This is a genomic window from Streptomyces sp. NPDC048600, from assembly GCF_055587025.1.
Window position 1 is genome coordinate 146,100 of record NZ_JBVJGZ010000012.1, and the last position, 12,622, is coordinate 158,721.

Here is a 12,622-nt window from a genome sequence, read left to right on the forward strand (position 1 = left end):
TTCCGTCGCGGCGGGACCTTGGCGATGGTTTGCGAACAGCACGCGCGGGGTTTGCAGCCTGTCCGCGACAAAGGCCTGGCGTTCGGCCGGGGCCGACGGAGTGGAAGCGGGTTCGAAGCCGTGCCAGGCCGGGGCTGACGTCCGGGCCGACGAGGGGGAGCGGCGGGTGGCGACTGGGCGACCGGCGGCTGGGTGGGGGGCGTGGGATGAACGAGGATCCCGGTCGCTCACCTCTGCCGACCGGGACCCCCGCGGCCCCCGGATCCGGCCGCGGCGGCGACACTCCCCCGAGCTCGCGTCATCACGCGCGCACCGTCGGGCCAGATCCGATGAAGTGATCACATCAGGTCGCACCAACGGATCGCTAACATGTGGCCAACGGTTCCCGGCGTCGTCGCCGGCCCTCCGGTGCGAAGCCGGCGGGCGGAGGCGGACGGGCGGCCGGGCCGCGACGCAGCAGACGGCGGAACCATGCCTGGGCATCCTGGTAAACCGCCGTAACGGTAGTGGATCACGACGGATTCCGTCGCCTCTTCGCCGGATTTCGTCGACCGCCCGGCGCCGCCGTCCGGGGCGACCGGGGACAGAGGGCGGGAAACCGCCGTGGAGCAGTGGGAAACCGGCCAGGTACGGCCGTTCCCGCAGGGTGCGCGACCGCTCGGCCGCGCGGAAAGGCAGTGGGGCGGGATGGGGGCACCTCCCTGCGCCAGCGGAGCCGGGAGCCCGGGGGAGCGGCGCCGGTCACGGCACGAGCTGCGGTTCGGACTGCTCGGACCGCCAGTCCTCTACGACCGGGACAGCGACAGCGGCGGCGGCCGTGGCCGTGAGTCCGGCCGTGACGGCAGCGGTGACCGTGACCGTGAGCCCGGCCATGGCCGCGAGCCCGGCCGCGTCGGCGAGTCCCGTCACGTCGGCGATTCCGGCCACGTCCGGGATTCCGGTCACCTCGGCGACCGTGCGTACGGCGTTCCCTCCGTGCGCTCGGTACGCAGCGGCAAGGTGCGTTCCCTGCTGGCCGCCCTGCTGATGGAGGCCGGCCGTGTCGTGCCGGTCGACTCGCTGAAGGACGCGCTGTGGGGCAACGAGCCCCCCGCGTCAGCACACGCCTCGCTGCACAACCACGTCACCCGGCTGCGCCGCCTCCTCGACGACCCTGCGCGCCTGCGTGCCGTACCGCCCGGCTATCTGCTGCGCGTCGAGCGGGGCGAGCTGGACGTCGACGTCTTCGACGCGCACGTCGCCGCGGCTCGTGCCGCGCACGCCGGCGGGGACTGGCAGCGGACCCTGCGCGAGTGCGCCGCCGCTCTGGCGCTCTGGCGCGGTACGCCGCTCGGCGGACTCTCGTCCGAGCTCGGCGGATACGCCTTCGTGCAGCGTCTGGCCGAGGCACGGCTGCTGCTGCTCGAATGGCGCTACGACGCCGAGCTGGCCGTTCCCGGTGGCCGGCCCGGCACTCTCGTACCGGATCTCGCGGCCCTCGCCGCCGAGCATCCGCTGCGCGAGACCTTCCACCGGCAGCTGATGCTCGCCCTGAACGCCACCGGACGCCAGGCCGAGGCCCTCGCCGTCCACCGCGATCTGCGGGCCCGTCTCGTCGAGGACCTCGGCGTCGAACCGGGCCCCGCGATGCGTGAGGCGCATCTGGAGGTGCTGCGCGGCCAGCGCGGGGAGCCCTCCGGCGCCTCCACAGCGACGAAGCCGCCGGCAGTCCACGGCCAAGGCGCGGGCCGGGCCCGGGACACCGCCCCCGGGCCCGAGGCGCGGACCGCCGACTCCTCCGGGCGAACCGCCCAAGCCGCCTCCCCGCGCCGCACCGCCTCCCCCCGCCCTGCCCAACTCCCGCCGCCCCCGGCCCACTTCACCGGCCGCGCCGGTGTCCGCGACGACGTCCTCGACACCTTGGCCCGCCCCTCGGCCGTGGCCGTCGTCAGCGGGATGGCCGGGGTCGGCAAGAGCGCGCTCGCCCTGCACGTGGCGCACGGGCTCCGGGAACGCTTCCCGGACGGGCAGCTGTACGTGAACCTGCACGGCGCCACCCCGGGCATGACCCCGCTCACCCCCGGCCAGGCCCTCGCCGCCCTGCTGCGCGACCTCGGCACCGAACCCCGACGCATCCCCGAACACCCGGACGCCGCGGCCGCGTTGCTGCGCTCCCTGCTCGCCCCGGCCCGCACCCTGATGGTCCTGGACGACGCCGCGAACGCCGCGCAGGTACGGCCGCTGCTGCCGGCCGGACCCGGCTGCGCGGTGATCGTCACCAGCCGCTCACCCCTGACCGCGCTCGACGGAGCCGTCCGCTTCCCGCTCTCGCCGCTCAGCGACGAGGACAGCGCCGCCCTGCTGCGCGCGGTCTCCGGCCGTGACGGACTGGACCCCGGTCATCCGCTGGTCGGCCTCGCGGGTCGGCTCCCGCTCGCCCTGCGCGTCGTCGCCGCCCGGCTGGCCGCCCGCAGGGCGCTCACCCCGGAGGTGCTGGCCGGTCAACTGGCCGCCACGGAAGGGCGGCTGCATCACCTGGAGTACGACGACCTGAGCGTGCGCCGCTCCCTCGCCGTCGCGCACGAGGCGCTCGCCGCCTCCGACCGCGAGGCCGACCGGGACGCGGCCGCCGCCCTCGGCCGGATCGGCGCCCTCGACCTGCCCGCGTACGGCGTCCCGCTGCTCGCCCGGCTCCTCGGCACCGACGAACGGCGCGCCGAGGCCGCCCTCGACCGGCTCGTCGACGTGGCCCTGCTGGAGGAGACGGCGTACGGCCGTTACGCCCCGCACGACCTCGTCCGCGACTTCGCCCGCGAACTCGCCCACTCCGCGCAGGACAGCGGGTCGGCCGCCGCCGGGCCGGACCCCGGCACCGCCGCGGGCCCCGACGACGAGACCGCCGAGGCCGCCCTGCGCTGGTACGCGGCCGTCGCCGAACGCATCCTCACCGCGATCCTCGAACCCGGCCTCGACCTGGACGACCGCCGCCGTCCGACCGTCGCGCAGCCGCCCGGACACGCCGCGGACGTCACCGCCGTACCGCCGTTCGGCAGCCCGGAGGAGGCGTTCGCCTGGGCCGACGGGGAACTGGCGAACATCGTGGCGCTGGCGGAGCGCCGCGCCGGGGCCGGGCGGGCCACCGACGCCCGGCTCTCCACGCTGCTGCGTCTGCTGTTCCCCTGTCTGCACCGCAGCGGCCGGGTCGCCGAAATGGAGGTGCTCGGGCGGGCCGCCCTCACCGTGGCGCGGCGGCTCGGGGACGCGGCGGCCGAGGCGTACGCGCTGGGCGACCTCGCAGGGCTGCACTTCCTCACCGGCCGCCAGACGGAGGCGCTCGCCCTCAACGACCGGTCGCTGGAGATCTGGCGGCGGCTGGACGAGGTCACCCGCATCCGCCGCTGCCTCAACAACCGCGGCCTGCTGCTCGAAGGGCTGGGCCGGCACGCCGAGTCGGGGGACGCGTTGCGCCAGAGCCTCGCGTACTCGCGGCAGTTGAACGACCCGCAGGGCGAGGCCGTCACCTACAGCCACCTCGGCAACCTCTACGAGCACACCGACCCGCGCGCCGCCATCGAGCAGCACCGCCGCTCCCTCGCGATCGGGGTCGAGATCGGCGCGGTCATCGTGCAGCACTCGGCGCACTGCAACATCGGGTACGCCCATCTCACCCTCGGCGAACCGGACGCGGCCGTACCGCACTTCGAGGAGAGCCTGCGCATCCTGGGCGGCCACGGCGACTGGCACGGCGAGTCCCAGACGCGGCTCGGCCTGGTGCGTGCCCTGCGTCTGCTCGGGCGCACCTGCCGGGCCGGGCGGGAGTGCGCCGAGCTGATCGGACGGGCCGACGCCCGCGCCGACGGCTACACCCGCGCCCTCGCCCGCCATCAGCAAGGACACCTGCTGCGCGAGCGCGGCCGTACGGAGGAGGCCCACGCGGAGTGGCGCGCCGCGCTCACCGCGCTGGACGGCACCGACGAGAAGGTGGTCGTGGCGGAGCTGCGGGAACTGCTGGGCGCGACGGGCTGACCGCGGGCGGGCCGGCGGGAGCCCGCCCCGCCAGGATGCGAGGCGTCCGCACGGCCGTGGGGCGTCCGCCCGGCACCTCACTTGGCGTCCGCGTAGCACTCCACCACCGCCGTGGTGAACGGAAACCGCACCGGGGTCTCCCCGAAGGTCAGCCGTCCCGCCAGCTCCGCCGCCTCCCGGATGGCCCGGACGACGGTGTCGGCCTCCTCGGCCGGGCAGTGCACGATCACCTCGTCGTGCTGGAAGAAGACCAGCTCGGCGGAGAGGTCCGCGCAGGCGCGGCGCAGGGCGGCGAGCAGCAGCAGGGCCCAGTCGGCGGCGCTGCCCTGGACGACGAAGTTGCGGGCGAAACGGCCGCGGGCACGGGCGTTGGTGGAGGCGTAGCCCGGCACCCACTCCTGGCCCGGGGTCTCCTCGGACGCCTCGTCCTGGGGGAGCCCGGCCTCCTCGGCGGAGTCGGCCGCGCCCACCGCGGGCGGGCAGGTCCGCCCGAGCCAGGTCCGCACCAGTCGGCCCTCCTCACCCGCGCGGGCGGCGTCGTCGACGTAGGCGACCGCCCTGGGGAACCGGCGGCGCAGCGCGGCGAGGTTCTTCAGGCCGTCCCCGGAGGTCTGGCCGTACACCGCGCCCAGGACGGCGAGTTTGGCCTGTGCGCGGTCGCCGGAGAAGGCCCGGTCGGACACCGACTGGTAGAGGTCGCTCTCGCGGCCCGCCACCTCCATCAGCCCGGGGTCGCGGGAGATCGCGGCGAGCACACGGGGTTCCATCTGGTCGGCGTCGGCGACGACCAGCCGCCAGCCGGGGTCGGCGACGGCGGCCCGCCGGATGACCCGGGGGATCTGCAGGGCGCCCCCGCCGTTGGTCACCCAGCGCCCGGTGACGGTGCCTCCGGCGACGAACTCCGGGCGGAACCGGCCCTCGCGCACCCAGTCCTGGAGCCAGGACCAGCCGTGGGCGACCCAGATGCGGTACAGCTTCTTGTACTCCAGCAGCGGCTTCACCGCCGGGTGGTCCACGTTCTCGATCTCCCAGCGGCGGGTCGAGGTGACCTTGACCCCGGCCCGGCCGAAGGCCTTGATCACATCGGCGGGCAGATCGGGCCGCACCCGGCGGCCGAAGGCGGCGGAGACCTCGTCGGCCAGCTCGGCCAGTCGGCGCGGCTCGCCCCCGCCCGCGTACCGCTCGCCGAGCAGTTCGTGCAGGACGCTGCGGTGGACCTCCGCGCTCCACGGCAGTCCCGCAGCGTTCATCTCGGCGGCCACCAGCAGGCCCGCCGACTCGGCGGCGGTGAGCAGCCGCATCCGGTCCGGGTGCGCGGTCGCGTCGTGCCGGCGCTGCTGCTCGGCGTACACGTCGATCAGGTCCCGCAGGGGTACGTGCGTTCCCTGCGGCTCGAACAGCGGGGACTGCGCGCCCGGTTCGGCGGCGCGCTGGCGCGGGTCGGCCGGCACGGGGCCGCCGCGCAGCCGGGCGAGGGCCGCGGCCGCCGAGCGCGGTTCGCCGTACCGGCCCTCGTGGCCGAGGAGCAGTATCTCGGCGTCCTCGATGTCGTAGCACCGCTCCACCCGCACCCCCGCGGCGAGCAGACGCGGATAGACCTCGGCGGTGGAGCGCCACACCCAGCGCGTGACCCCGGGCCGTCCGCGCACGGCCCCGGCGAGGTCGGGCTCCCAGGTCACCGGCCCCGCGGGCAGGCCGTCGGGACCGAGGGCGGCGACCTCCACGCCACCGTCCTCGGCCGGAGCGAGCGCCCAGCGGTCGGCCATGCCCCGAGTGTGACACCGGGGTCTGACAACGGCCCTGACCAGCTGATTCGCCGCTAGGGCCGAGTCCGGTCCGCGCAGTTTGTGCGCACGCGGTCTGTGCCCGCGCGGCCCGTGTCCCGCCTGTTCAGTCCGTGCCCGCGTGGTTCGTACCCGGCTCGCTCAGTCCGCGTCCGCGCGGCCCGTGTCCGGCCCGTTCAGTCCGTGTCCGGTTCCGAGGTCTCGGGCTGCTGGGCGGCGACCAGCAGGGCCAGCGCCTCCGACAGCCACTGCTCCACGGCCGCCTTGGTGATCCCCAGCCCGTTCAGCAGGCCCTCGCCGTTCTCGAACTCCAGCAGGGCCAGCAGGATGTGCTCGGTGCCGATGTAGTTGTGGCCGAGGCGCAGGGCCTCGCGGAAGGTGAGCTCCAGGACCTTCTTGGCGTCGGGCCCGTAGGGCACCAGCTCGGGCGCGTCCTCGACGGCCGGCGGCAGCGCGGCCTGCGCCGCCTGGCGGACGGTGTCGAGCAGGACGCCCTGGGAGGTGACGGCCTTCGCGGCGAGGCCCTCCGGCTCGGCGAGCAGGCCGAGGACCAGATGCTCGGGCCGCCCCTCGGCGTTGCGCGCGGCGACGGCCTCGTTGTGCGCGGCGGCGATGGTGTTCCGTGCGCGCGGGGTGTAGCGGCTGAAGCCCTGGCTGGGGTCGAGGTCGGCCGACTCCTTGGGCACGAACCGCTTCTGGGCGGCCTGCCGGGTGACGCCCATGCTCTGGCCGATGTCGGTCCAGGAGGCGCCCGAGCGCCTGGCCTGGTCGACGAAGTGGCCGATCAGGTGGTCTGCCACGTCGCCCAGGTGCTCACCGGCGAGCACGGCGTCCTGGAGCTGCTCGAGCGGTTCCGCGTGGACCTTCTTGATGGCCGCGATGAGGTCGTCGAGGCGTACGGAGGTGGTGATGGCGGAGTTCTTCGTCATGTGTCAACCGTAGGTTGCACCCCCGGTGCTGTCAACCGATGGTTGACACTTGTCCGGGTCTCGTCCGGGCCGCCTCCGCGCGGGGTCCCCGAACCCCCGGGTGAGACCATCGACCGGTGAGCACCCCCACCACCGTCGAACGTGCCTTCGAGGCCGCGCTGTACGGCGACACGCCCGGACACGCCCTCGACACCGCCGCTTCCCTGCTCGCCGCCGACCCGGCCGCGGACCCCGAACTGGAGCGGCGCGGACGGGAGTTCGTGGAGACGGCCTGGCGCCGCGGCTGGCAGCCCGCCGACGTCGTACGGCTGGTGCGGCGGGACCTGGACGACGTCCACGTACGGCTGCTGGCGGCCCTGGTCCGGGCGCAGGTGCCGGACGACGGCCCGCGCGGGCCGCGCTGGAACGCCCAGCTCGCCGGACTGCCCGCGGACCCGCCGCGGCGGACGGACCGCTTCACGCACGCCACGTCCGTCCTGGAGCTGTACCGCCTGCTGCTGCGGCTGCCGTCGCTGGAGCCCCTGGACCACCCCGGGGCCGGCCGGACGGGCGCCGCCCCGCGCGGCGAGTCCAAGATGCTCACCCGGATCCGCGCGCTGCTCGCCAAGGCCGAGGCGACGGGATACCCGGAGGAGGCGGAGGCGCTGAGCGCCAAGGCGCAGGAGCTGATGGCGCGGCACAGTGTGGACGAGGCGCTCATCGCCGCGCGGGCGCCGGCCCCGGACGCGCCCGCGGCCTGCCGGATCGGCGTCGAACCGCCGTACGAGCAGGCCAAGGCGGTCCTGCTGGACGCCGTCGCCACCGCCAACCACTGCCGGGCCGTGTGGAACGAGCCCCTCGCCTTTTCCACGGTGGTCGGCTTCGAGGCCGACCTGGAGGCGGTCGAACTCCTCTACGCCTCACTGCTGGTGCAGGCCACCACGGCCATGACCCGGGCGGAGGCCGCCCAGCGGGCCGGCGGCCGTAAGCGGACCAAGACCTTCCGGCAGTCGTTCCTGGCCGCGTACGCGCATCGCGTCGGCACCCGGCTCGCGGCCGCCGCGGAGACCCAGGTGGCCGACGACCTGCTGCCGGTCCTCGCCTCCCGCGAGGTCGCGGTCACCGCCGCGACCGACAGTCTCTTCCCGGAGACGACCACGAGCCGGCTGCGCGGGGTCAGCGACGAGGCGGGCTGGACGGAAGGCTCCCGGGCCGCCGACCACGCGGAGGTCCGCTCCCGTCACCGCCTCGGCTAGGGCCTGTCGTCGAACTCCCGCCTGCCCCGCGACGCCCTGCACGCTCCCCCACTTCGTGGGAGGTGCCCCCACTCGCCGCACCAAACACAAGCCCGAGTACGTCCAGTACGAGGGCTTGCACCCGGCACTCCCCCAGAGGGGACCCCCAGAGCACGCACCTGACGCCGCAGGGCCGCCCTCCGGGCGACGACGGGAGTTCGACGACAGGGCCTGGGGCCCGTGCGCGATACCGCCGCCCCGGTCAGTCGCCCGTCTGCTGGAACGCGGTGAGCGACGCCTCCGGAGCGTCCGCCGTCCCGGCCACCGGGCCGTACGACCACGGGAAGTCCTGGCTCTCGGAGGCTCCCGGCAGGGTGAACCGCAGGGTCTTCACGTCCAGGGAGCCGGTGCCCGCCTCCCCCCTGACGTAGGTCAGGGTGACGGAGGTGGACGCGCCCTCCGCGAGGGTCAGGGTGGTGGCCTTCGCGGCCGGGTCCGGCGCGACGGCCGCGGCGGTGTCGGCCGTGCGCAGTTCGATCCCGGGGAAGCCCTTCAGGGTGCACTCGGGGCCGTTGTTGGTGACCGTGACGGGCAGGTTCCCGGTGTCCCCGGCGGCGGGCGCGGCGTTCGCGGGCCCGGCCTCGACCTTCACGTCCCCGACCGCGCAGGCGCCGCCGGCCCGCGGCTTGGGGTCCGAGTCGTCCGAGCCTCCGCCGCCACAGGCGGTCAGCGCGAGACTCGCGGCAAGGGCGGCGACGGTGATGCGAACGGCACGCATGGGCTGGTCCTCGGTGTCTCGGGTGGATGCCCAAGGATCATGCCGCACCCGGCCGCCCACCGCGCGCCGACCCCGCTGCCCGCCCGTCCACCGGCCTCGACGCCCGCGACCACCCGCCACTCGCCGGCCTCGACGCCCGCGACCACCCGCCACTCGCCGGCCTCGACGCCCGCGACCGACCGCCGCTCGCCGGCTGCCGGGCACGCGACCACCCACCGCTCACCCGCCCCGACTCAAGCGACCACCTAGGCGCCCACCTCGCCGTACAGGAGGCCCCGGAGCCGCCCCCGGCCCTCGCCGAGGACCCTGTCGAAATGTCCCGTACATTGACAAAATGACCTGGTTCCGGGCGCTGAAGGAGACCTCGCGTTCGGGCCTGGCGGTGGAGCGCAAGCGCCTGGAGCCGCTGATCGCGCTGCGCGCGGCCGCGGGGCTCGGGATCACCATCGGGCTGTGTCTGTGGACGCTGGGCCCGGAGGCGGCGGCGAGCTCGGCGTTCGGCGCGTTCCAGGCGGCGATCGCCACCTTCCAGCGCAGCTGGCGCCCGCGGCCCCAACTGGCGCTCGCCTCCGGCGCGAGCCTGGCGGTGTCGACGTTCCTCGGCTATCTGACGATCCCGTACCTGCCCCTGTTCCTCCTGCTGCTGGCCGTGTGGGCCTTCGTGGCCGGGCTGAGCTGGGCCACGGGCCCGACGACCGGTCTGATCGCCTCCTCCAACGTGGCGATGATGCTGGTCACCGTCACCCTGCCGACCTCGGTCGCCGACGCGGCCCTGCACGCCTCGACCATGGTCGTCGGCGGGCTGATCCAGGCGGCCCTGATCCTGCTGATCCCCGTGCGTCCCTGGGGCCGCCAGCGCGACGCCCTGGCCGACGCCCTCGCCGCCGAGGCCGACTACGCGCGCCGACTGCGGCACAACCCGGTCGCGCCCTTCGACCCGCTGCCGCTGATGGAGGCCCGCGCGGCGGCGACGATCACCTCGCGGCAGGCCCGCAACCGCCCCGCCGAACTGCACGGCGCACGGGGTCTGGCCGAGCGCATCCGGCCCGTCCTCGCCTCCCTCGCCGACCCGGCCGTCGGCGTCCCGGCCGAGGGCCCGCAACGCGACCGCGCGCGCGAACTGCTCGGCGCGGCCGCCGACACCCTGGACGCCGCCGCCCGCGCGATCCGCCGGGGCCGGGCGGTCCGGGTGCCGCCCGCCGCGGACGCCGCCTTCCGCACCCCGGACACCGGCTCGATCCTGCACGGCGCCCCCTACCGCGCGGCCACCCGCCTCGGCCGCCTCCTGCGGGAGGTGGTGGAGACGGCGGGCGGCGAGGCGAAGGCGAAGGGCGACGACCGGCCCGTGCGCCACCTCCGCCGCCCCTCCCTGCTGAGCCTGGCGCCGCTCTTACTCGCCACCATGCGGGACGAGCTGCGCCACCGGTCCTCGCCCATCACCCGGCACGCTATCCGCGCCACGGTGGTCGCCTGCCTCGGCTATCTGCTGGGTGCCGCCCTGCCCCTCGGCCACGGCTACTGGGCGCCGCTGGCCGCCGTGATGGTGATGCGGCCGGACTTCTCGCAGACGTACAGCCGCGCGGTGGCCCGCTTCGCGGGCACCCTGGTCGGCGTCACCGCGGCCACCGGGGTCCTCCAGCTCACCGGACCCGACCCGGAGGTCTCGGGAGCGCTGGCGGTGCTCAGCGCCGCGCTGATGTATCTGCTGATGCGCACCGGCCAGTTCGTCACCCAGGCGTGTACCTCCGCGTACGTCGTCTTCCTGCTCGGCATGGGCGGCGAGCAGTGGACCCAGACCGTGCCCGAGCGCGTACTGCTCACCCTGCTGGGCGGTGTGCTGGCGATGGTCGCCTATGCCGTCTACCCGGCCTGGGAGACCCCGCGCCTGCGCAGCTACCTCGCCGACTGGCTGCTCGCCCAGGGCCGGTACGCCGCCGCGGTCGTACGGCACTACGCCGAGCCCGACGGGAGGAGGGCGCCCGATGTGCGTGAGGCCGTCCTGCTGTCCCGCGCCGCCCGCGCGGCCTGGCACACAGCGGTGGCCCAGGCGGCGGGCGAACCGGTGCGCCACCGCGGTCTGTCCCTGATCGCCGCCGACGACGCCGAGGACGCGCTGACCCAGCTGGGCCGGGTGGCCATGCTCATGGAGGCGCATCTGCCGGAACGCGACGCGGCCGCGGTGCCGCCCGCCGCGCGGCTGGCCGACGCCCTGCGCAAGGCGACCCAGGCGGGCGCCCGTGCCGTACGCGAGCGCCGGGCACCTGACTGGGCGCCCGTGCGGGAGGCGCTGGAGACGCCCGACTGGGCCGGTGCCGAGGACACGGTCGTCCACCGGAGCGGCCGTCTGCTGCTGCGGCACCTCACGGAGCTGTCCGAGGCGCTCGACCCGGACCCGTCGCCGCTGCCGTTCAACGGCCCCGCGAACCCGGACGGCCCGCGGAGTCCGACGCCCCACTGAGCACCGAACGGCCCGCGCACTGAACGGCTCGCGCACCGAACGGCCCGCGGAATCCCGGTGCCCAGCTGGGCACCGGCCGGCTCACCGCCCGCGGGAGGCAGCCGGGCGCGGACCGGTCAGCCCAGCCCGGCCGTCGGGAACCCGGAGGGCAGCTTCCCGCCCTCGGCGCGCTGGTACGTCTCCTGCCCGAGCCGCCCTTCCCAGGTGACCTTCAGGGTCGTGCCGTCGACGGAGTCCACGGTGCCCAGGGCCCGGTCGTCGCCGCCGGTGGTGCAGGTCAGCCGGATCGACCCGGCGCTCGCGCTGCCACTGCACACCGTGCCCTTGGAGCCGAACAGCGCGGCCTGCTCTCCCGTGACGACCAGGCCGACGGCGCTGCCCTCGGAGGTGGTGAGCCAGGTGCCCTCCAGTGTGTCGGCGGGCGCCGGCGTGGCGCCGCCGTCCGGGGTCGCGCTCGCGGAGGAGGACGACGTGGCGCCGGTCGTCGGGTCGTCGTTCCCCGGCCCGTCGTCCGTGCAGCCGCTCAGGACGAGCACGCCCGTCAGCCCCGCGGCCAGCGCCGCGCCCCGCAGCCACCTGCGCGCCACGCGCGCGTACGTCGCCGAATGCACTGCGAGCCCCCAGGGTGTGACGGATCTGTACTGCCGGACGAAACGCTCGGACGCTACCAGCCCGTAACCCCGCCGGAGCCTGTGAGATCCGGCACCCCCGCGGGGACGACTCACCCGCCCCGTACGGGAAACCCGGCACCCGTATGCCGGAAATCCGTGAACCGAGGAACGCGAACGCAGGAAGAAGCGCTATACGGAAGGCCGGGATCCGGACAATCAGGAGGCCGGGATTCCCCTCCCGCCCGGCCCGGGGGTGGAACAGGATCGCCCTTCGGAGCGTCCATACCTGTTGTACGGAGGAACTGATCCGGACGATCGGCGGGGCGGCGCCCGGCGCAGTAAAACCGCACGACACGGCGTACGGCAGGGAAGATCATGAACAGGGGCAGGCGGTCGTGTGTCAGGCGATCGCCGCGGTAGTCGTTGGCAGCCCGCCTACCAGGACGTATGCGCGGCTGTAATCACAGGACCACCGCGCGTGCACGTGCATCTGCCCATGCATCTGCACATGAACAACGTTATGATCCGGCACAGTTGACCAATGCATCAATGGCCACACCAGCCAGTGCACCACCGGGGAGCGACCTGTGGACCACGACGTGTACAACGGCATGGCCGCGACGAAGCTGCGGGACGTGGCCTGGCAGAAGAGCCGCCACAGCAACTCGCAGGGTTCTTGCGTGGAATTCGCCCGTCTTCCGGGCGGCCGCGTAGCCGTGCGCAACTCGAATTTTCCCGACGGCCCGGCGCTGGTCTACACACGCGCCGAGATCGAGGCGATGCTCCTGGGCATCAAGGACGGGGAGTTCGACCATCTGATAGCGGGCTGACCGCGTTGGCACG

General features: G+C 74.9%; 9 protein-coding genes. 5 read left to right on the top strand and 4 right to left on the bottom strand.

The window, feature by feature from the left end; genetic code table 11:
* The first annotated feature begins 687 nt into the window (after positions 1 to 687).
* On the top strand, positions 688 to 4,005 hold the full coding sequence (locus tag ACZ6SQ_RS18455; RefSeq protein WP_469563119.1) for an AfsR/SARP family transcriptional regulator: 3,318 nt from the start codon (positions 688 to 690) through the stop codon (positions 4,003 to 4,005).
* A 77-nt stretch (positions 4,006 to 4,082) separates the two neighbouring features.
* Here ACZ6SQ_RS18455 and ACZ6SQ_RS18460 read toward each other — a convergent pair whose 3' ends face one another.
* Positions 4,083 to 5,771 carry a bifunctional 3'-5' exonuclease/DNA polymerase gene (locus ACZ6SQ_RS18460; protein WP_469562969.1) on the bottom strand — a complete coding sequence of 563 codons (1,689 nt, stop codon included), beginning with the start codon at positions 5,769 to 5,771 and terminating at the stop codon, positions 4,083 to 4,085.
* A 194-nt stretch (positions 5,772 to 5,965) separates the two neighbouring features.
* Complete coding sequence (locus ACZ6SQ_RS18465) at positions 5,966 to 6,718, bottom strand: Clp protease N-terminal domain-containing protein (protein WP_469562972.1); 753 nt, start codon at positions 6,716 to 6,718, stop codon at positions 5,966 to 5,968.
* Between the two features lie 116 nt (positions 6,719 to 6,834).
* On the opposite strand from ACZ6SQ_RS18465, the gene ACZ6SQ_RS18470 reads away from it, so the two are divergent.
* On the top strand, positions 6,835 to 7,953 hold the full coding sequence (locus ACZ6SQ_RS18470) for a DUF2786 domain-containing protein (RefSeq protein ID WP_469562975.1): 1,119 nt from the start codon (positions 6,835 to 6,837) through the stop codon (positions 7,951 to 7,953).
* 241 nt (positions 7,954 to 8,194) lie between these two features.
* Here ACZ6SQ_RS18470 and ACZ6SQ_RS18475 read toward each other — a convergent pair whose 3' ends face one another.
* Positions 8,195 to 8,710, bottom strand: a complete 516-nt coding sequence (locus tag ACZ6SQ_RS18475; RefSeq protein WP_469562979.1) for a DUF4232 domain-containing protein — start codon at positions 8,708 to 8,710, stop codon at positions 8,195 to 8,197.
* 26 nt (positions 8,711 to 8,736) lie between these two features.
* Here ACZ6SQ_RS18475 and ACZ6SQ_RS18480 point away from each other — a divergent pair, with 26 nt between their 5' ends.
* Both ACZ6SQ_RS18480 and ACZ6SQ_RS18485 read left to right on the top strand, forming a co-directional pair.
* Positions 8,737 to 9,048, top strand: coding sequence for a hypothetical protein (locus ACZ6SQ_RS18480; RefSeq protein ID WP_469562982.1), 312 nt, complete (start codon positions 8,737 to 8,739; stop codon positions 9,046 to 9,048).
* Entirely contained in the window at positions 9,045 to 11,168 is a 2,124-nt protein-coding gene (locus tag ACZ6SQ_RS18485; protein WP_469562985.1) for an FUSC family protein, read from the top strand. Before ACZ6SQ_RS18480 ends, ACZ6SQ_RS18485 begins: the two co-directional genes overlap by 4 nt.
* Positions 11,169 to 11,284: 116 nt before the next feature.
* Here ACZ6SQ_RS18485 and ACZ6SQ_RS18490 read toward each other — a convergent pair whose 3' ends face one another.
* On the bottom strand, positions 11,285 to 11,779 hold the full coding sequence (locus ACZ6SQ_RS18490; protein ID WP_469562988.1) for a hypothetical protein: 495 nt from the start codon (positions 11,777 to 11,779) through the stop codon (positions 11,285 to 11,287).
* 611 nt (positions 11,780 to 12,390) lie between these two features.
* On the opposite strand from ACZ6SQ_RS18490, the gene ACZ6SQ_RS18495 reads away from it, so the two are divergent.
* The gene (locus tag ACZ6SQ_RS18495; protein ID WP_386384292.1) at positions 12,391 to 12,609 is read left to right on the top strand and encodes a DUF397 domain-containing protein; all 219 of its coding nucleotides are present in this window, start codon (positions 12,391 to 12,393) and stop codon (positions 12,607 to 12,609) included.
* Positions 12,610 to 12,622: the final 13 nt, after the last annotated feature.

Excerpts from the sequence above, each read along its gene's own strand:
- ACZ6SQ_RS18455 (WP_469563119.1), top strand. The coding sequence starts at position 688 with ATGGGGGCACCTCCCTGCGCCAGCGGAGCCGGGAGCCCGGGGGAGCGG.
- ACZ6SQ_RS18460 (WP_469562969.1), bottom strand. The coding sequence starts at position 5,771 with ATGGCCGACCGCTGGGCGCTCGCTCCGGCCGAGGACGGTGGCGTGGAG.
- ACZ6SQ_RS18465 (WP_469562972.1), bottom strand. The coding sequence starts at position 6,718 with ATGACGAAGAACTCCGCCATCACCACCTCCGTACGCCTCGACGACCTC.
- ACZ6SQ_RS18475 (WP_469562979.1), bottom strand. The coding sequence starts at position 8,710 with ATGCGTGCCGTTCGCATCACCGTCGCCGCCCTTGCCGCGAGTCTCGCG.
- ACZ6SQ_RS18480 (WP_469562982.1), top strand. The coding sequence starts at position 8,737 with ATGCCCAAGGATCATGCCGCACCCGGCCGCCCACCGCGCGCCGACCCC.
- ACZ6SQ_RS18485 (WP_469562985.1), top strand. The coding sequence starts at position 9,045 with ATGACCTGGTTCCGGGCGCTGAAGGAGACCTCGCGTTCGGGCCTGGCG.
- ACZ6SQ_RS18495 (WP_386384292.1), top strand. The coding sequence starts at position 12,391 with ATGGCCGCGACGAAGCTGCGGGACGTGGCCTGGCAGAAGAGCCGCCAC.